The following is a 16,555-nucleotide window of genomic DNA, read 5'->3' as shown; positions in this document are numbered from 1 at the left end:
CGACATGCAGATCGCGATCATGGTGTACCCCGGGTTCACCGCGCTCGACTTCATCGGCCCGTATGAGGTGCTGCGCAACCTGCCCGACGCCGAGGTGCGGTTCGTCTGGCACGAGCCTGGCCCCATCACCGCGGACTCCGGTGTGCTGCTGATCGGGGCGACGCACTCGTTCGACGAGACCCCCTCGCCCGACATCGTCCTGATCCCGGGGGGCATGTCGAGCTTCCAGCATGCGCGCGACGAGAAGGTGCTCGACTGGGTCCGCAGCGCGCACGCGACGTCGACCTGGACGACGTCGGTGTGTTCGGGCTCGGTGATCCTGGCCGCCGCGGGCGTGCTCGACGGCCGCCGCGCCACCTCGCACTGGCTGGCGCTGCCCATGCTCAAGCCGTTCGGTGTGCAGACCGTCGGCGATCAGCGGATCGTGCACGAGGACAAGATCGTCACCGCCGCGGGTGTCTCCGCGGGCATCGACCTCGCGATGTGGCTCTTCGGCCGGATCTGCGGCGACGCGAAGGCCAAGGCGGTGCAGTTGTCATCGAATACGACCCGCAGCCGCCCTACGACTCCGGTCACGTCTCCAAGGCGTCGGCGTCGACAAGGGCGACGGCGACCGCGCTGCTGAGCAGGGACACCGTCAAGCAGGGCCAGTTGCTGCCGTCGGTTCAGCTGCTCTGGGACGCCGCCGTCAAGCGGGTCCGCAACCGCACCAAGAAAGCGATTTCGGCGTGATTTCGTGCGCTGAGCGCTCGTTATCACGCCCAAGTCGCTGAGATACCGTCGACGGCGTGGGGATACCCGAAGTTCAGCCGACCCGGCCGTCCGCTCTGTTCCGCGCGGGAGCCAAGCTCATGGGCACGAATTCGGCCCGACGGTTCCTGCGCAGCTACGGCTGGCGCATCGACCGGGCCGTCATCAAGCTGACCAACGGGCATCTCTCCATGTCGCTGGTGCTGCCCGAGGTGCTGCTCACCCACACCGGCGCGAAGACCGGCAAGCAGCGCAGCACGCCGCTGACCTACTTCACCGACCGCGGCCGCGTCATCACCATCGCCTCCAACTACGGCGGGGACCGTCATCCGGCCTGGTATCACAACGTCAAGGCCCATCCGCGCGTCACGCTGTCGGCCCGCGGCTACACGGGCGCCTTCGACGCCGAGGAGGTCACCGGCGCCGAACGCGACCGGCTGTTCGACCTGGCCAAGCAGTTCGTGCCGAACTACGCCGACTACGAGAAGATGGCGGGCGGCCGGCAGATCCCCGTCGTGGCGTTCACCGAGGTCACCGGTCCCCGGCCAGTTCACGGTGGGCAGCGGTGAACGCCCGGGTGCCCTGGATGAGCGCGGCGAGATCGGCCTGAGTCATGCGCCGGGTCACCGCACCGAAGGCCTCGACACGCAGGGCGATCAGCTCGTCGAGCACCGCACGGCCGGCATCGGTGAGCTCCAGGAGGGTCGCGCGCCGGTTGGTCGGCGAGACGCGGCGGGTGATGTAACCGGCATCGGCCAGCCGGTCGCTGAGCCGGCTCGCCGTCGACGGCAGCAGGCCGAGATCATCGCCCAGCTCCGTCACCAGGCTCGGGCCCAGCCGGTCCAAAGCCTGCAAGGCGCGCAGCGGCGCGAGGCCGATCCGCTTCTCCAGGCGCTCGAGAGCCGACACGTTCAACGCGAGCAGCCCGCGTGTGGCCAACTCCAGCTGCGTGAGGAACTCGGTGGACTGTCCGACCGAATCGGTCTGCGCGTCACGGTTCGTCGTCGACGGCATCGGCTCCCTTTCCTTCGATCCGGACGGTACTGCGCGCCGGGTGACCGCCGGTTCTCACAACCCATAGTCCGGGGGTTCGATGTCGTCGCGAAGTGTGCGACTCATGATCAGGTCCCCGACCGGCCCGATGTTGAATGCGCGCATCGCGTGGTTGCGCAGCCAGATACCGAGCCGGGTCCTGGCGGCGAAGAACGAGATGAACCCCGTCGCGCTGTCCTGCTTGGCCTCGATGAACCCGCGCAGCCGAGCCTCGTAGGCGGCGAACGCGCTGCCGATATCACCGTCGGCCCTGGCCAATTCACCGGCGAGAACGTACGCCTCGGCGATGGCCAGGCCGGTGCCTTCGCCGGCGAGTAACGAGACGCATGCCGCCGCATCGCCGATCAGCGCGACGCGACCGGACGACCACCGGTCCATGCGAATCTGACTGACCACGTCGACGTAGATGTCGTCGACCCCGTCGAGGGCGTCGAGGATCTGCCGGCATTCCCAGCCGCCGTCGGCGAATTCTCTGCGCAGCAGGGACTTACCCGCCGCCAGATCGCGGGGAACGGTGGGAGCCGACGATCGGAACACGAACAGCACGAGGGTGCGATCCTCGCGTAGCGCGAACCGGCCGAGTTGCCGGCCCGGCAGGTTGTGCGTCACGTACACCAGCTCGTCGCGCGGCCGGTAACCGTCGAGCACGCATGCCGCCACCTGACAGTCCAGATAGTGCTCGTATCGCGACTCGGGCCCGAACTCGAGCGCCCTGACGTTGGAGTGCAACCCGTCTGCGCCGATGACCATGTCGAACTCGCGCGGCGGACAGTGCTCGAATTCGACTGCGGCACAATCTGGTTGGTTGATGATGGCGGTGATGCTGTCGGAGTAGACCGTCTCGACGTCGTCCTCGACCGTGCGGTAGATCGCCGCTGCAAGATCACCGCGCGGCAGGCTCGTGTACAGATCGTTCGTCGCTCGGCGGATGGCGTCGACACGGAGCCGGGCGGCCGGGCGTCCGGTCCCGTCGACAGCGCGAAGCTCGCGCACCTGATATCCGGCGGCGCGGATCTCCTTCTCGATTCCCATCTTCTCCGCGATGCGGTAGCCGAGCCCCCAGAAGTCGATCACGTAGCCGCCCGTGCGAAAACCCGGGGCCGTCTCGATCAGCGTCACGTCGTGCCCACCGCGCACCATCCAGTGGGCGAACGCCGGGCCCGCCACACCGGCGCCGCTGATCGCAATTCTCATTCGGCGTCCTCCTGGCAGTCGGCGCGAAGCGGCGTGGCGACGACCATCCTATCGGCATGTCGTGCATCACGCATGATTTGCGTTAACCACGACATGCATCCCGCTGCGGGCTCCGTCCGGAGAAGCGTGCCTGTCCAGTAGCGTCGTCGAGGTGAATCTGGCCTACGACGACCGCGGCAGCGGTCCTGCAGTCCTGTTCATCGCGGGTCGCGGTGGCGCAGGACGCACGTGGCACCTGCACCAGGTCCCGGCGCTCCAGCGGGCGGGCTATCGCTGCATCACCTTCGACAACCGCGGCATCGGCGCCACCGAGAAGGCGACCGGCTTCACCGCCGAGACGATGGTCGCCGACACGGCGGCGCTGATCGAGAAGCTCGACGCCGCGCCGGTGCGCCTGGTGGGGGTGTCGATGGGCTCGTACATCGCCCAGGAGCTCATGCTGGCCCACCCGGAGCTGGTCGACCGGGCCGTGCTGATGGCCACCCGCGGCCGCGCGGACCGCGCCCGCGAGTTCTTCCGCAACGCCGAGTGGGAGCTCGCCGAGTCCAGGGTCCGGCTGCCACCGAACTACGACGCGAAAGTCCGCCTGCTGGAGAGCTTCTCGCCGAAGACCCTCAACGACGATGCGAAGGTGCGCGACTGGATCGACATGTTCACCATGTGGCCCACCAGGATGACACCGGGGATGCACACCCAGATCGGCATCGGCCCCCAGGTCAACCGGCTGCCCGCTTACCGAAGTATTACGGTGCCCACGCTGGTCATCGGGTTCTCCCACGACGTGGTGTTGCCGCCGCACCTGAGTCGGGAGGTCGCCGACGCCATCCCCACGGGCCGCTACCTGGAGGTCCCCGACGCCGGTCACCTCGGCTTCATCGAGCAGCCCGAGACGGTCAACAAGGCGGTGCTCGAGTTCTTCGCCGATAGGCTGGTGTGATGAACCCCTCGACCGCGCAGGCCCGCGTGGTCGTCGACGAACTGATTCGCGGCGGCGTGCACGACGTCGTGCTGTGTCCGGGTTCGCGCAACGCCCCGCTGGCCTTCGCGCTGGCCGACGCCGACCGCGCAGGCCGCCTGCGACTGCACGTGCGCATCGACGAGCGCACCGCCGGGTTTCTCGCGATCGGCCTGGCGATCGCCGAACGCGCGCCCGTCTGTGTCGCGATGACATCGGGTACCGCGGTGGCCAACCTCGGGCCTGCGGTGGTGGAGGCGAACTATGCGCGTGTGCCGCTCGTCGTGCTCAGCGCCAACCGGCCCTACGAGTTGCTGGGCACCGGTGCGAACCAGACCTTCGAGCAACTCGGCTACTTCGGCACCCAGGTGCGGGCGTCGATCAGCCTGGGCCTGGCCCCTGGGTCTGCCGAACACCTCGACGAGCTCAACGCCCAGTGGCGTTCGGCTGTGTGCCGAGTCCTGGTGGCGGCCACCGGTTCTCGCACCGCCAATGCCGGCCCCGTGCAGTTCGACATCCCGCTGCGCGAGCCGCTGGTGCCCGACGCCGACACGTCGGGCGCCTACGCACCGGAGGGCCGCCCCGGCGGACGGCCGTGGACCTACACGCCGCCGGTGACGTTCGACCAGCCCCTCGACATCGACCTCACCCCGGACACCGTGGTGATCGCCGGGCATGGCGCGGGGGAGCACCCCAACCTGGCCGCCCTGCCGACCGTCGCCGAGCCGACCGCCCCACCCGCCGACAACCCGCTGCACCCGTTCGCGCTGAAGCTGGTCCGGCCCAAGCAGGTCATCATGCTCGGCCGCCCGACGCTGCACCGACCGGTCTCCGCGCTGCTGGCCGACTCCTCGGTGCCGGTGTACGCGCTGACGACGGGCCCGCGCTGGCCCGACGTCTCCGGCAACTCGCAGGCCACCGGGACTCGCGCCGTCACGACCGGCGCTCCGGATCAGGCTTGGCTCGATCGGTGCGCCGAGGTGCACCGGCACGCGATGGAGGCGGTCCGCACCCAACTCGCGGCCCATCCCCTCAAAACGGGGCTGCACGTCGCCGCCGCGGTGGCCGAGGCCGTCCGCCCCGGCGACCAGTTGGTGCTCGGCGCGTCCAACCCGGTGCGCGACGCCGCCCTGGTCGGCCTGGACACGCACGGCGTCAAGGTCCGCTCCAACCGCGGCGTGGCGGGCATCGACGGCACGGTGTCGACGACGATCGGCGCGGCCCTGGCGCACGAGCGGGGGGCGGGCGGGGGCAAGCCGGGCCGCACAATCGCACTGGTCGGCGACCTGACGTTCGTGCACGACAGCTCCGGGCTGCTCATCGGCCCGACCGAGCCGACCCCGCGCAACCTGACCATCGTCGTGTCCAACGACAACGGCGGCGGCATCTTCGAACTGCTCGAGCAGGGTGATCCGCGGTTTTCCGATGTGTCGTCGCGGATCTTCGGCACCCCGCACGACGTGGACGTCGGCGCCCTGTGCCGGGCATACCACGTCGAGAGTCGACAGCTCGAGGCCGACGAGCTGGTCGATGCGCTGGGCGAGCCCTACGACGGGATGCGGGTGCTGGAGGTGAAGGCCGACCGGTCGTCGCTGCGGGCACTGCACGCGTCCATCCGGGCCGCACTGTGAGCGGTGCGAACAAAGCGGCCGGGGTGAGCAAGTGGTCGGCGCCGTTGCGGTGGGTGCGCGTGCTGGTCCCCCGACTGTCGCCGGATCCGAGCGAGACCCGTTCGCAGCGGGTGTTTCGCCGGCTCCGCATCGGCATCGTGGTGGTCGCCTGCCTGGTGACGCTTCAGTCGGCGCTGATGGTGTTGGGCGCGTGGCGAAACGACCGCCAGATCGAACGGCACATGGGCGTCGCCGCGGCCGAGGTGCTCAGCGCCGGGCCGCGCCGGTCGACGATCGAGTTCGTCACCCCCGACCGAGTGACCTACCGGCCGGAGTTGGGGGTGCTGTACCCGTCCGAACTCGAGGCGGGGATGAACATCTACGTCGAATACGACACGAACAACCCGGATCTGGTGCGGGTGCAGGACCGCAACGCCTCGCTGGCGATCATCCCGGCCGGTTCGATCGCCGTGGTGGGCTGGCTGGCCGCCGTGGCCGCACTGGGCGGGGTCACGCTTGTGGAACGCCGGCTTTCTCGGCGAACGTGAACACGTTCGCGCTCAGGACTGGACGAGCTTGGTCAACCAGTTGTCGTCGTAGATGTCGAGCTTCTCGTCGGTCGTGGGGTCGAAAACCGTTGGCGTGCCGGTCTCCAAAGGGTCGATCTCGTACAGGTAGTCGAAATTGGCGACGTCCATCTCCGCGACGTTCACCGCGGACCCGCCGCTTGCGATGCGCGTGACGGCGTCCTGCGGCATGCCCGCCGCCTCGGCCATGTCGGCCATCTCGTCGTCGCTGGGGCCCGCCCCACCGGGTTCCTGGTTGTCCCAGAGCTCTTCGACGAACCGCTGAAACTGTGTGCCGGTCGCATCGCCGTCGGCGGCGAGGAACAGCGCGTTGCTCACCCGGGCCGAGTGGCCGTCGTCGACCTCGTCGAGGAAGACCATCGGCCGGTAGGTGACCTTCAGTTGCCCGACGCCGATGTAGTAGGCCAGTTGATCGCCGAAGTCGGCCTGCAGGTCCGCGCAGTGGTTGCACTGCGGTTCGGTGAAGATCTCGATCCGCACCGGGGCGTCGTCGAACCCGGCGACGATCCCGAAGCCGTCCTCGCTGAGGGTCAGCGGAGGCTGCGCGGAGTCACGGTGCGCGCTGCCGGCGACCTGTTTCGTGCAGCCGGCGACGGCGAGCAGCGCGGTCAGCACCAGCACCCCCACTGCACGGTGAATCCGCATGTCAACCGCCCTTCTCTGGTGCGCACCATACGCGATACGCACCCCGGTGGACGCTGGTTCACCGGCACGAGGTCTTCGCGTGACATATGCCTGGGCGAAACCTTGGCGACAGCCTCCACTGAAACGATCTGGGCGTGCGCGTTGCAATCGTCGCAGAGTCGTTCCTCCCGAATGTCAACGGCGTCACCAACTCGGTGCTCCGGGTGGTCGAGCACCTCCGCCGCACCGGCCACGAGGCGCTCATCGTCGCCCCGGACACCCCGCGCGGCGAGCCGGCCGCCGACAAGCTGTACGACGGGATCCGCGTCCACCGGGTGCCGTCGCGGATGTTCCCGAAGATCACCTCGTTGCCGCTCGGCGTGCCGCGACCGCGGATGGTGGGGGTGCTGCGGGGTTTCGACCCCGACGTGGTGCATCTGGCCTCACCGGCGCTGCTCGGCTACGGCGGGCTGCACGCCGCGCGCTACCTCGGCGTGCCGACCGTGGCCGTATTCCAGACGGACATCGCGGGTTTCGCGGAAAGCTACGGAATCGGCTTCACCGCCCGCGCAGCGTGGGCGTGGACGCGGCACCTGCACAGCCGGGCCGACCGGACCCTGGCACCCTCGACCGCGGCGATGGAAAACTTGACGGCACATCGTGTTCCGCGGGTGCACAAGTGGGCTCGCGGCGTCGACATCACCGGCTTCGCCCCATCGGCGCGCGACGACGCGTTGCGGCGTCGATGGTCGCCGGACGGCAGGCCGATCGTGGGTTTCGTGGGTCGGCTGGCCCCCGAGAAGCACGTCGAGCGGTTGGCCGTGCTGGCCCGCCGCGACGACCTCCAGCTGGTGGTGGTCGGCGACGGCGTCGATCGGGCCAAGCTCGAAAGGGTCATGCCGACAGCGGTGTTCACCGGTGCGCTGTACGGCGACGAGCTCGCGACGGCCTACGCCAGCATGGATGTCTTCGTCCACCCCGGCGAACACGAAACGTTCTGCCAGGCGGTGCAGGAGGCGATGGCCTCGGGTCTGCCGGTGATCGCGCCGAACGCCGGCGGCCCACGCGACCTCGTCGCGCCCTACCGCACCGGTCTGCTGCTGTCGGTGGACGAGTTCGAGGCCCGGCTGCCGGAGTCCGTCGACCATCTCGTCGCGGAGCGGCACCGCTATTCGGTGGCCGCCCGGCGCAGTGTGCTCACCCGGACGTGGCCGGCCATCTGCGACGAACTGCTCGGCCACTACGACGACGTGATCGGCCAGCGCCGCCTCAAAGCGGCCTGACCACCACCGCGCGTACCACCCCGCGAGCGGCCGGGTCTGTACGTTCGCACGTCATCGAGGGCCGGGCGAACCGCATTCACCCGTGCTGGACCGCGCCACCGATTCTCGAGGAGACTGTGCTTGACCGCACGACCCTCTCAACAGGAGTTGCGATATGGAGACACCATCGCGTGAGTGGTTGGACCGAGCTTCAATACAAGATCTCATCTACCGATACTCGGACGCGGTGACGCGGGCGGACTGGAAGCAATGCGAGGCGGTGTTCGCTCCCGACGCGATCTGGGAAAGCCCAGTGTTGGGCCTGCGCTATGAGAGCCGCGAGGAGTTCCTCGCTACATTGAGGCCGACGACGGCATTCGATCTGCTGATCCAGACACCCCATGCTCCGGTCGTCACTCTGGTCGGGTCGAACCAAGCACAGGCGACAACCACCATCCACGAGATGACCCGGGGCACAGCGGAAACGAACAGTGACCTCGGCGCCCGTGGAACCGATATCAATATCGATACGTACGGGATCTATTACTACGACCTAGCTCGCATCGATGAAGAGTGGAAGTTCACGCATCGACTCTTCGTGCCGTTCTACCTGTCCACCGGGCGCGTTACCGGCGACGTGCTCACTCGGAGATCCGACTTGTTGCTTGTGAACTGACCGTCAGCACGGGACATCAGCCCGACGATCCGGAACTCAGCCCTGCGCCTCAACGGCGACCGGCTGCCACTGTTCCCACGTCGCCAGCCGGCTCTCGTAGTCGGCCTTGGCCAGCTGTAGCGGGAGTTCGCCGAAAAACACTCGCAGCGGCGGCTTCTCGGCATCGACCACCTTCATCAGCGCTCGCGCCGACGCCTGCGGATCACCCGGCTTGGCCACCCGCCGGCTGCGGATCCGGTCGGCCTCCTCGTGCACCTCGCGGTAATCCGGCAGCGGCTCCGACCGCTTCGACGACGACCCCGCCCAGTCGGTGGCGTAACCACCCGGCTCGATCAACGTGACATGCACGCCGAACGACGCGACTTCGGCCGCCAGCGCCTGCGAAAACCCCTCCAGCGCCCACTTCGACGCGTGATAGATGCCGACGTTCTGGAATGCGGTGATCCCGCCGATCGACGACACCTGGATGATGTGCCCGCTGCGCTGCGCCCGCAAATACGGCAACGCCGCCTGCGTGACCCACAGCGCGCCGAACACGTTGGTCTCGATCTGGTCGCGGGCCTCCCGTTCGGTCAGCTCCTCGATGAACCCGAAGTGGCCGTAGCCGGCATTGTTGACCACGATGTCGAGCCTGCCGAAGTGGTCGTGTGCCCGCTCGACCGCGGCGAAGTCCGCGTCGCGATCCGTCACGTCCAGCGCGATCGGCAACAGAGCAGAGCCGTACTTGGCGAACAGATCGTCCAGACGAGACGTGTCGCGCGCCGTCGCGGCGACCTTGTCGCCCCGCTCCAGCGCGGCAATCGCCCACTCGCGCCCGAAGCCCCTCGATGTCCCGGTGATGAACCACACTTTTTCGCTCATGGTTCCTATATGCCCGATGGCGCCCTCGGCATTCCCGACCCCAACATGTTCACAGCTACGGTGGCAGCATGAGCCGCGCAACGCTGGAGAAGGACCCACACGATGTGGCGTCGATGTTCGACGCGGTGGCCCGGCGCTACGACCTGACCAACACCGTGCTCTCGCTCGGCCAGGACCGGTTCTGGCGACGCGCGACCCGCGCGGCACTCGGCATCGGGCCGGGGAACAAGGTGCTCGACCTCGCGGCGGGTACCGCGGTGTCGACGGTGGAGCTCGCGGCGTCGGGTGCCTGGTGCGTGGCGGCCGACTTCTCGGTCGGCATGCTCGCCGCGGGACGTGACCGCCCGGTGCCCAAGGTCGCCGGCGATGCGACGCGACTGCCGTTCGCCGACGGGGTGTTCGACGCCGTGACGATCAGCTTCGGCCTGCGCAACGTCGTCGACCACGCCGCCGGCCTGCGCGAGATGGCGCGGGTCACCCGGCCGGGGGGCCGGCTGGTGGTGTGCGAGTTCTCGACGCCGACGAACCACCTGTTCGCGACGGCGTACAAGGAGTACCTGATGCAGGCGCTGCCGCGGATCGCCCGCGCGGTGTCGTCGAATCCGGAGGCCTACGTCTACCTCGCCGAGTCGATCCGCGCCTGGCCCGACCAGGCCGACCTCGCCCGGCAGATCGCCGACGCGGGCTGGTCGGCCGTGCGGTGGCGCAACCTGTCGGGCGGCATCGTGGCGCTGCATGCCGCCACGAAGCGGTAACTCCGTTTACGGCCAAGCCGCCGTCAAGAGGTGTTTTCCGGCGTGTCGCGCCGACGGAGCCGAGAATCGCCATTAACTTAGGGGCATGTCGGGTGGCGGCCTGCGCAGCCTGTCTCGCCGATCGTTCCTGGCGGGGACGGCGACCGCTGCGGCGCTGGCGAGCCTGCCGCCGATGGCCCGCGCCGCTCCCGGCAGGTCGGTCGCGGTGTTCGGCGCCGGCATCGCCGGGCTGACGGCGGCGCACGAGCTCGTCGAACGCGGTTACCGTGTGACGGTCTACGAGCGCAAGGCGCTCGGCGGCAAGGCCCGGTCGATCCCGGTGCCGAATTCGGGTGCGGCACCGCTGCCCGCCGAACACGGATTCCGCTTCTTTCCGGGCTTCTACCGCAACGTGACCGACACGATGCGGCGAATCCCGTTCCCCGGCAACAACGGCGGCACCTGGGGCAACCTGACGAGGGCCACGTCCTATCTGCACTCGGGGCTCAATCGTTCGGATCTGACTGTGCCGCTGCCGTTTCCGCTGCCGACAATCCCGAACCCGATCACGCCCAAGGCGTTCATCGAATCGGTCACCTCCGTCTTCGAGACGCTGCTCCGGCTGCCTCCGTGGGAGGCGCTGTACGCGGCGCAGAAACTCGCGGTCTATGTCACCAGCAGCAACGATCGCAAGCTGGGGCAGTGGGAGAACCTGACGTGGGAGGACTACATCGGCGCGAACAGGAAGTCCGCCGAGTACAACCGTTATCTGGCCGACGGGATCATCCGCAATCTTGCCGCGTCGAAGTCCCGTGACGCCAGCGCGCATTCGATCGGCCTGGTCGGCGAGGCCTCGGTCTGGTCGATCCTGTTGCTCGGCAACGACATCGACAACAAGGGCTTCGACCGGGTGCTCAACGGGCCGACCAGTTCCCAGTGGCTCGATCCGTGGGTGGAACACCTGCGCGGCCTGGGGGTGACCTTCCATGTCGGCCAGGCGTTGGCGCGGCTCACCCCGAACGGCAGGCACATCGAGTCGGCGACCGTCGTCAACGCGGCCGGCATTCCGAGTCAGGTGGCCGCCGACTGGTACGTCTCCGCGGTGCCCTGCGACAAGCTGGCGGCGGTGCTCACACCGGATGTGATCGAGGCAGATCCCCAGTTGGAGAACATCGCCCGACTGCGCACCGAGTGGATGAACGGCCTGATGTTCTACCTCAAGAAGCGCGTCGACGTCACCAAGGGCCATGTCAACTACGTCGACTCCGGCTGGGCGATCACGTCGATCAGCGAGGAACAGTTCTGGAAGCGCAGCCTGACCACCTACGGCGACGGCACAGTCAAAGACTGCCTGTCGGCGATCATCTCGGACTGGACGACACCCGGCAACTTCAACGGCAAGAGCGCCAGGGATTGCCTGCCCGAGGAGATCGCCAGGGAGGCGTGGACCCAGATCAAGGCGCACCTCAACGACACCGACAGGGTGCTCACCGACGACATGCTGCACTCGTGGTTCCTCGATCCGTCGATCATCGGTCCGGGCACCCCGAACGTCCGCAACGACGAACCGCTGTTCATCCAGGATCCTGGGTCGTGGAACCGCAAGCCCACCGCGGTCACCGCCATCGACAACCTGTTCCTGGCCGGCGAGTGGATCAAGACCGACCAGAACGTGACGACGATGGAGGGCGCGAACGAGGGCGGGCGCTACGCCGCCAACGGCGTGCTGCAGGCGTCCGGCTACTCCGGGGCGATGGTGAAGATCGTCGAGCTGTTCCAGGCGCCGTGGTGGGCCCCGTTCAAGTCGGCCGACCGGGCCCGCTACCGTGCCGGCCTGCCGCACATCCTCGACATCTTCGACACGCGCTATCCGGTCCGACGCTGAAACCGGACCATCGCTCCGAGACCACGCTGTACGGTCGCGGCATGTATGGACGGTTGGCCGATCCCGATCACACCCTGGGCACCGATCCGCGATCCGATCCGCGAATGGTCAAGGCGTTCGAGTCCTTCGGTCTCGACGGCCGGTTGCCCGCCGCACCGCTGACGGTCGACGCGCCGCTGGAGGAGCGCATCGCGTTCGCGACCATGAGCGAGGAGGGGATGGGCGCGATCTTCGTCGCGCTCTCGGCGGACCTACCCGTCGCTTCGAGCGTCACCACCACGACCACGACGATCACAGGGCCGGACGGCAACGACATCACGCTGTTCGTCAGCCGTCCCGACGACGCGTCCGGTGCGCTGCCCGCCGTCGTTCACCTGCACGGCGGCGGCATGGCCATCGGCAGCGCGGCCGACGCCGGATATATCAGGATTCGCGAATACCTCGCCGCCACCGGGGTTGTCGTGGTCGGTGTCGAGTTCCGCAACTCGGGCGGCAAGCTGGGAGCGCACCCGTTCCCCGCCGGACTCAACGACTGCGCGGCCGCGATCCGGTGGGCGGCGGCCAATCGCGACGAACTCGGGGTCTCCCACCTGATCGTGTCCGGCGAGTCCGGCGGCGGCAACCTCACGCTGACCGTCGCGCACAAGGCCAGGCGGGAGGGCTGGCTGGACGAGATCGCCGGCTTCTACGCCCAGTGCCCCTACATCTCCAACCGCTGGCTCGAGGACTGCGAGGACCTGCCGTCGCTCAAGGAGAACGACGAGTACTTCGTCAGCTGCCACCAACTCGCGCTGCTGGGGTCGATCTACAACCCGGACGGGTCACATGCAGACGACGCCACCTGCTGGGCCGCCGTGGCGTCCGACGACGAACTCACCGGCCTACCGCCACACGTCATCTCGGTCAATGAACTCGACCCGCTGCGCGACGAAGGGCTGCAGTACTACCGCCGCCTGGTGCGCGCGGGCGTTCCCGCGGTGGGACGGGTGGTGGCCGGCACCTGCCACGGCGGCGACCTGTTGCTGGGCGCCTTCATGCCCGAGGTCTTCGAGGCCTCGATCCGGGACGTCAGTGGATTCGCGAAATCGCTTGGCTAGCCGACGGTTTGAAAGCCGCTGTTGCCGTCGGGAATAATGACCTCGCCCATGCCCTGTTGCGAGGGACGGTTCGGCTGGTTGCGAAGTGTCTCGCACACACCGACATAGGTGACGTTCTCGCAGGGGCCCGTCGGCGCCGCGGCCGCGGTGGCGGCGGAACCCAGCGTGGCGGCGGCGATGGCCAGTGCGGCGAACCCGGTTCGTAGTGTCAGACCGCGCATCGTGGATCCTTCCGTCGATGCTGTGATCAACGCCTGCACAGTCCAGCGTAATCCCGGCGAGCCGCCCTGAATAGCTCGTCTAGCTGGGCTTATAGTTAGCTCGGCTGCACAAGAAGGCCGTCTCAGACGGCTCGCATCGCCCACACCCGAGCGGTCTGCGCACCGACGTCGGGGGAGTGCGTCCGCTGAAAGTTGCGCCCGCCCCGGTCGAACATCGCCACCACGGCGGCGGGGATGTCGGGTTCACCGACGGGCTCGGCGAGCCACCGGCACGGGCGCACGTGCACGAGGTCGACGACGGCCGCGGCGTCGGCGTCGTCACGGCGGTACGGCCCGGCGATCCGGCCCAGCCAATAGAACCCGTCACCGTCGCGGGTCCAGACGAACGCCCCGTCGTCGACGCGCGCGAAGCGGGCGATCCGGCGGGACAACCGGTCCCCGGTCTCCGCGTCGCCGAATCCGACCAGTCCCAACCGCAGCGCGCGCTCCACCGCCGCCGCGGCGTCGATGCGATCGTCACGTGATCGCATCGGAGCGCGGTACACCTCGGTCACTCGCGATATTCTGCACCGAAATGGCTACGTTCAAGCGGTACCTTGCATTTCAGGTGATGACGTTCGTCTTCGGCATCGTCGGGCCGATCTTTCTGATCATGTACTTCGCCACGCAGCCCGACCCGACGGTCCGGTGGGCCTACTGGTGGGGCCTGTTCATCACCGCTGCCGACGTACTCATCGCGCTCGGCCTCACCAACTCGACGACACCGAAAGCGCAAGCAGCCAAACCAAAGAACGACTAGCTGAACGGGGGCCGTTCGTCGACCCGACGCGACAGCAGGCCGGCGCCGCGCCACAGCCGCGCGACCCAGTCCTCGTCCTCCTCGGTGACGAAATTGCCCATCACCCGCACCGCGAACGTCATCAGGAACCGCGACCTCATCGCGAGCGGCCCCGTCGACGGCAGGAACCGCGGAATCGTCAGCAGCAGCGCCAACCGCCGCGCGACGGAGAAGCCCCGCGCGTAGTGCTCCGACAGCACCGCGGGCCACGCCGCCGTCAGGTCCCCGGAGCCCAGCAGTTCGGCCGCCAGCCGGCCCGTCTCCAGCCCGTAGTCGATGCCCTCGCCGTTGAGCGGGTTGACGCACGCCGCGGCGTCGCCGATCAGCATCCAGTTCGGCCCGGCCACCCCGGAGACGGCGCCGCCCATCGGCAGCAGCGCGGACAGGCCCGCGCGCGGTTCGCCGACGAAGCCCCACTCCTCGCGGCGCAGGCCGGTGTAGTACGACATCAACGGCCGCAACGCCGCGTCGGCGGGCCGCTTCGCCGTGGCCAGCGCACCCACGCCGATGTTCACCTCGCCGTTGCCCAGCGGGAAGATCCACCCGTAACCGGGCAGCACCTCGCCCCGCGGCGAGCGCAGTTCCAGGTGCGACGTGATCCACGGCTCGCCGGCCCGCGGCGTGGCGATGTACCCGCGCACCGCCACGCCGTACACCGTCTCCTGATGCCATTCGCGGCCCAGCGCACGGCCCAGCGTCGAGCGTGCGCCGTCGGCCACGATCAGCTCCGTGCACCCGATCTCGGCGCCGGAGTCCAGTCGCACCGCCGACACCCGACCGGACGAGTCATGCGATACCGCAACGACTTTCGCGCCCAACAGCATCTTGGCGCCCTCGTCGGCGGCCACCATGCGGATGCGGTCGTCGAGCTCGACGCGCGGTACGGCGCTGGAGGTCGCGGGGAACGACGGGCCCGGCCATTCGATCTCGACGTCGGCGCCGAAGCCCGACAACCGCAGGCCGCGGTGCTGCACCCTGCCGGCCAGCCACGGCCCCAGCCCGAGCCGCCGCATCTCCTGGACGGCGCGCGGGGTGAGCCCGTCACCGCAGGCCTTGTCGCGGGGGAACTGCGCCGAATCGATGACGAGCACCTCGCGGCCGCCGCGCGCGGCCCACGCCGCGGCGGCCGAACCGGCCGGTCCGGCCCCGACGACCACCACGTCGGCTCGCGTATCCATGGTTCCCAGTATGTTGGCACTGTGAGGACACCAGCGACCGTGGTGGCAGGCGTCGACTTCGGAGACCCCGATTTTGCGCAGGATGTCCGCGATGGCGTGGCCCGCATCGAGGACCTGATGGCCACTGAGCTGGGCAAAGCCGACGAGCTGATGGCCGACGCTGTTCAGCACCTATTCCAGGCCGGCGGCAAGCGGTTCCGCCCGCTGTTCACCGTGCTGTCGGCCAGGCTCGGTCCGGAGCCCGACGCGTGGCAGGTCACCGTCGCCGGAGCCGTCATCGAGTTGGTGCATCTGGCGACGCTGTACCACGACGACGTGATGGACGAGGCGCAGGTCCGCCGCGGCGGCGACAGCGCCAACGCCCGGTGGGGCAACAACATCGCGATCCTGGCCGGCGACTACCTGTTCGCCACCGCCTCGCGTCTCGTCAGCAGGCTGGGCCCCGACGCGGTGCGCATCATCGCCGACACGTTCGCCCAACTGGTGACCGGCCAGATGCGCGAAACCCGCGGCGCCGCCGACCACGTCGACAACGTCGAGCACTACCTCAAGGTCGTCTACGAGAAGACCGCCTGCCTGATCGCGGCGTCCGGACGGTTCGGTGCGACGTTCTCCGGCGCCGACGAGGAGCAGATCGAGCGGTTGAGCCGGCTCGGCGGCATCGTCGGCACCGCGTTCCAGATCTCCGACGACATCATCGACATCGACAGCGACCCGGACGAATCCGGCAAAGTGCCCGGCACCGATCTCCGTGAGGGCGTTCACACGCTGCCCGTGCTCTACGCGCTGCGCGAGACGGGATCCGATGCCGACCGGCTGCGGGAGCTGCTGGCCGGGCCCGTCGACAACGACGACGACGTCGCCGAGGCGCTGCGCCTGCTGCGGGCGTCGCAGGGCATGGTCAAGGCGAAACAGACCGTCGCACAGTACGCGGCCCAGGCCCGCGAGGAGCTGGCCAACCTGCCCGGGGGCCCCGGCCGGCAGGCGCTGGCCACGCTGGTCGACTACACGGTGAACCGCCACGGCTGAC

General features: G+C 68.7%; 18 protein-coding genes and 1 pseudogene. 12 read left to right on the top strand and 7 right to left on the bottom strand.

The features are described from left to right. Positions 1-4: 4 nt before the first annotated feature. Together ABGB19_RS09870 and ABGB19_RS09865 are read left to right on the top strand one after the other, a co-directional pair. Positions 5-732: pseudogene (locus tag ABGB19_RS09870) on the top strand (DJ-1/PfpI family protein). 56 nt (positions 733-788) lie between these two features. Continuing rightward, positions 789-1,319, top strand: coding sequence for a nitroreductase/quinone reductase family protein (locus ABGB19_RS09865; RefSeq protein ID WP_347685724.1), 531 nt, complete (start codon positions 789-791; stop codon positions 1,317-1,319). On the opposite strand, the gene ABGB19_RS09860 is transcribed toward ABGB19_RS09865, so the two are convergent. Beyond that, positions 1,282-1,764 (bottom strand): MarR family transcriptional regulator, encoded by a 483-nt coding sequence (locus tag ABGB19_RS09860; RefSeq protein WP_347685723.1) that lies wholly within the window; start codon positions 1,762-1,764, stop codon positions 1,282-1,284. The two genes, ABGB19_RS09865 and ABGB19_RS09860, sit on opposite strands and share 38 nt — an antisense overlap. 54 nt (positions 1,765-1,818) lie before the next feature. Further along, positions 1,819-2,997, bottom strand: coding sequence for an FAD-binding domain (locus tag ABGB19_RS09855; protein ID WP_347685722.1), 1,179 nt, complete (start codon positions 2,995-2,997; stop codon positions 1,819-1,821). A 151-nt stretch (positions 2,998-3,148) separates the two neighbouring features. On the opposite strand from ABGB19_RS09855, the gene ABGB19_RS09850 reads away from it, so the two are divergent. Genes ABGB19_RS09850 through ABGB19_RS09840 form a run of 3 tightly spaced genes read left to right on the top strand, consistent with a single transcriptional unit; the run spans position 3,149 to position 6,110 of the window. Further along, positions 3,149-3,934 (top strand): alpha/beta hydrolase, encoded by a 786-nt coding sequence (locus ABGB19_RS09850; protein ID WP_347685721.1) that lies wholly within the window; start codon positions 3,149-3,151, stop codon positions 3,932-3,934. Next, positions 3,934-5,583 carry a 2-succinyl-5-enolpyruvyl-6-hydroxy-3-cyclohexene-1-carboxylic-acid synthase gene (gene menD / locus ABGB19_RS09845; protein WP_347685720.1) on the top strand — a complete coding sequence of 550 codons (1,650 nt, stop codon included), beginning with the start codon at positions 3,934-3,936 and terminating at the stop codon, positions 5,581-5,583. Before ABGB19_RS09850 ends, menD begins: the two co-directional genes overlap by 1 nt. Positions 5,584-5,606: 23 nt before the next feature. Beyond that, positions 5,607-6,110 (top strand): DUF3592 domain-containing protein, encoded by a 504-nt coding sequence (locus tag ABGB19_RS09840; RefSeq protein ID WP_347685719.1) that lies wholly within the window; start codon positions 5,607-5,609, stop codon positions 6,108-6,110. A 12-nt stretch (positions 6,111-6,122) separates the two neighbouring features. Here the strand turns inward: ABGB19_RS09840 and ABGB19_RS09835 are convergent, their stop codons facing one another. Then, complete coding sequence (locus tag ABGB19_RS09835) at positions 6,123-6,794, bottom strand: thioredoxin domain-containing protein (protein WP_347685718.1); 672 nt, start codon at positions 6,792-6,794, stop codon at positions 6,123-6,125. 134 nt (positions 6,795-6,928) lie between these two features. Between ABGB19_RS09835 and ABGB19_RS09830 the strand changes: the two genes are divergently transcribed. Then, entirely contained in the window at positions 6,929-8,056 is a 1,128-nt protein-coding gene (locus tag ABGB19_RS09830; protein WP_347685717.1) for a glycosyltransferase family 1 protein, read from the top strand. Between the two features lie 154 nt (positions 8,057-8,210). After that, positions 8,211-8,711 carry a nuclear transport factor 2 family protein gene (locus ABGB19_RS09825; protein ID WP_347685716.1) on the top strand — a complete coding sequence of 167 codons (501 nt, stop codon included), beginning with the start codon at positions 8,211-8,213 and terminating at the stop codon, positions 8,709-8,711. 36 nt (positions 8,712-8,747) lie between these two features. On the opposite strand, the gene ABGB19_RS09820 is transcribed toward ABGB19_RS09825, so the two are convergent. Continuing rightward, the gene (locus ABGB19_RS09820) at positions 8,748-9,572 is read right to left on the bottom strand and encodes an SDR family oxidoreductase (protein ID WP_347685715.1); all 825 of its coding nucleotides are present in this window, start codon (positions 9,570-9,572) and stop codon (positions 8,748-8,750) included. A 68-nt stretch (positions 9,573-9,640) separates the two neighbouring features. On the opposite strand from ABGB19_RS09820, the gene ABGB19_RS09815 reads away from it, so the two are divergent. The 3 genes from ABGB19_RS09815 (at position 9,641) to ABGB19_RS09805 (ending at position 13,288) form a co-directional block, all read left to right on the top strand. Beyond that, on the top strand, positions 9,641-10,327 hold the full coding sequence (locus ABGB19_RS09815; RefSeq protein WP_347685714.1) for a demethylmenaquinone methyltransferase: 687 nt from the start codon (positions 9,641-9,643) through the stop codon (positions 10,325-10,327). A gap of 85 nt (positions 10,328-10,412) precedes the next feature. After that, positions 10,413-12,191 (top strand): FAD-dependent oxidoreductase, encoded by a 1,779-nt coding sequence (locus tag ABGB19_RS09810; protein WP_347685713.1) that lies wholly within the window; start codon positions 10,413-10,415, stop codon positions 12,189-12,191. 41 nt (positions 12,192-12,232) lie between these two features. Then, the gene (locus ABGB19_RS09805; RefSeq protein WP_347685712.1) at positions 12,233-13,288 is read left to right on the top strand and encodes an alpha/beta hydrolase; all 1,056 of its coding nucleotides are present in this window, start codon (positions 12,233-12,235) and stop codon (positions 13,286-13,288) included. Here ABGB19_RS09805 and ABGB19_RS09800 read toward each other — a convergent pair. Then, entirely contained in the window at positions 13,285-13,509 is a 225-nt protein-coding gene (locus ABGB19_RS09800) for a hypothetical protein (RefSeq protein ID WP_347685711.1), read from the bottom strand. The genes ABGB19_RS09805 and ABGB19_RS09800 overlap by 4 nt on opposite strands. 122 nt (positions 13,510-13,631) lie before the next feature. Then, complete coding sequence (locus tag ABGB19_RS09795; RefSeq protein ID WP_347685710.1) at positions 13,632-14,063, bottom strand: GAF domain-containing protein; 432 nt, start codon at positions 14,061-14,063, stop codon at positions 13,632-13,634. Positions 14,064-14,083: 20 nt separating this feature from the next. On the opposite strand from ABGB19_RS09795, the gene ABGB19_RS09790 reads away from it, so the two are divergent. Then, a complete protein-coding gene (locus tag ABGB19_RS09790; RefSeq protein ID WP_347685709.1) occupies positions 14,084-14,308 on the top strand; it encodes a hypothetical protein in 225 nt (74 codons plus the stop codon). Here ABGB19_RS09790 and menJ read toward each other — a convergent pair. Further along, a complete protein-coding gene (gene menJ, locus ABGB19_RS09785; protein WP_347685708.1) occupies positions 14,305-15,525 on the bottom strand; it encodes a menaquinone reductase in 1,221 nt (406 codons plus the stop codon). The two genes, ABGB19_RS09790 and menJ, sit on opposite strands and share 4 nt — an antisense overlap. Before the next feature lie 21 nt (positions 15,526-15,546). Between menJ and grcC1 the strand changes: the two genes are divergently transcribed. Further along, positions 15,547-16,554: a nonaprenyl/(2E,6E)-farnesyl/geranylgeranyl diphosphat synthase gene (grcC1, locus tag ABGB19_RS09780; protein ID WP_347685707.1), complete on the top strand. Its 1,008-nt coding sequence runs from the start codon at positions 15,547-15,549 to the stop codon at positions 16,552-16,554. The last annotated feature ends 1 nt before the right edge of the window (position 16,555 follow it).

Source organism: Mycobacterium sp. B14F4, from assembly GCF_039871645.1.
Classification (GTDB): Bacteria; Actinomycetota; Actinomycetes; order Mycobacteriales; family Mycobacteriaceae; genus Mycobacterium.
The sequence above is the reverse complement of the archived record's forward strand: the minus strand, read 5'-3'. Positions and strand labels throughout refer to the sequence as shown.

Excerpts from the sequence above, each read along its gene's own strand:
- ABGB19_RS09860 (WP_347685723.1), bottom strand. The coding sequence starts at position 1,764 with ATGCCGTCGACGACGAACCGTGACGCGCAGACCGATTCGGTCGGACAG.
- ABGB19_RS09855 (WP_347685722.1), bottom strand. The coding sequence starts at position 2,997 with ATGAGAATTGCGATCAGCGGCGCCGGTGTGGCGGGCCCGGCGTTCGCC.
- menD (WP_347685720.1), top strand. The coding sequence starts at position 3,934 with ATGAACCCCTCGACCGCGCAGGCCCGCGTGGTCGTCGACGAACTGATT.
- ABGB19_RS09835 (WP_347685718.1), bottom strand. The coding sequence starts at position 6,794 with ATGCGGATTCACCGTGCAGTGGGGGTGCTGGTGCTGACCGCGCTGCTC.
- ABGB19_RS09825 (WP_347685716.1), top strand. The coding sequence starts at position 8,211 with ATGGAGACACCATCGCGTGAGTGGTTGGACCGAGCTTCAATACAAGAT.
- ABGB19_RS09820 (WP_347685715.1), bottom strand. The coding sequence starts at position 9,572 with ATGAGCGAAAAAGTGTGGTTCATCACCGGGACATCGAGGGGCTTCGGG.
- ABGB19_RS09815 (WP_347685714.1), top strand. The coding sequence starts at position 9,641 with ATGAGCCGCGCAACGCTGGAGAAGGACCCACACGATGTGGCGTCGATG.
- ABGB19_RS09810 (WP_347685713.1), top strand. The coding sequence starts at position 10,413 with ATGTCGGGTGGCGGCCTGCGCAGCCTGTCTCGCCGATCGTTCCTGGCG.
- ABGB19_RS09805 (WP_347685712.1), top strand. The coding sequence starts at position 12,233 with ATGTATGGACGGTTGGCCGATCCCGATCACACCCTGGGCACCGATCCG.
- ABGB19_RS09800 (WP_347685711.1), bottom strand. The coding sequence starts at position 13,509 with ATGCGCGGTCTGACACTACGAACCGGGTTCGCCGCACTGGCCATCGCC.
- ABGB19_RS09790 (WP_347685709.1), top strand. The coding sequence starts at position 14,084 with ATGGCTACGTTCAAGCGGTACCTTGCATTTCAGGTGATGACGTTCGTC.
- menJ (WP_347685708.1), bottom strand. The coding sequence starts at position 15,525 with ATGGATACGCGAGCCGACGTGGTGGTCGTCGGGGCCGGACCGGCCGGT.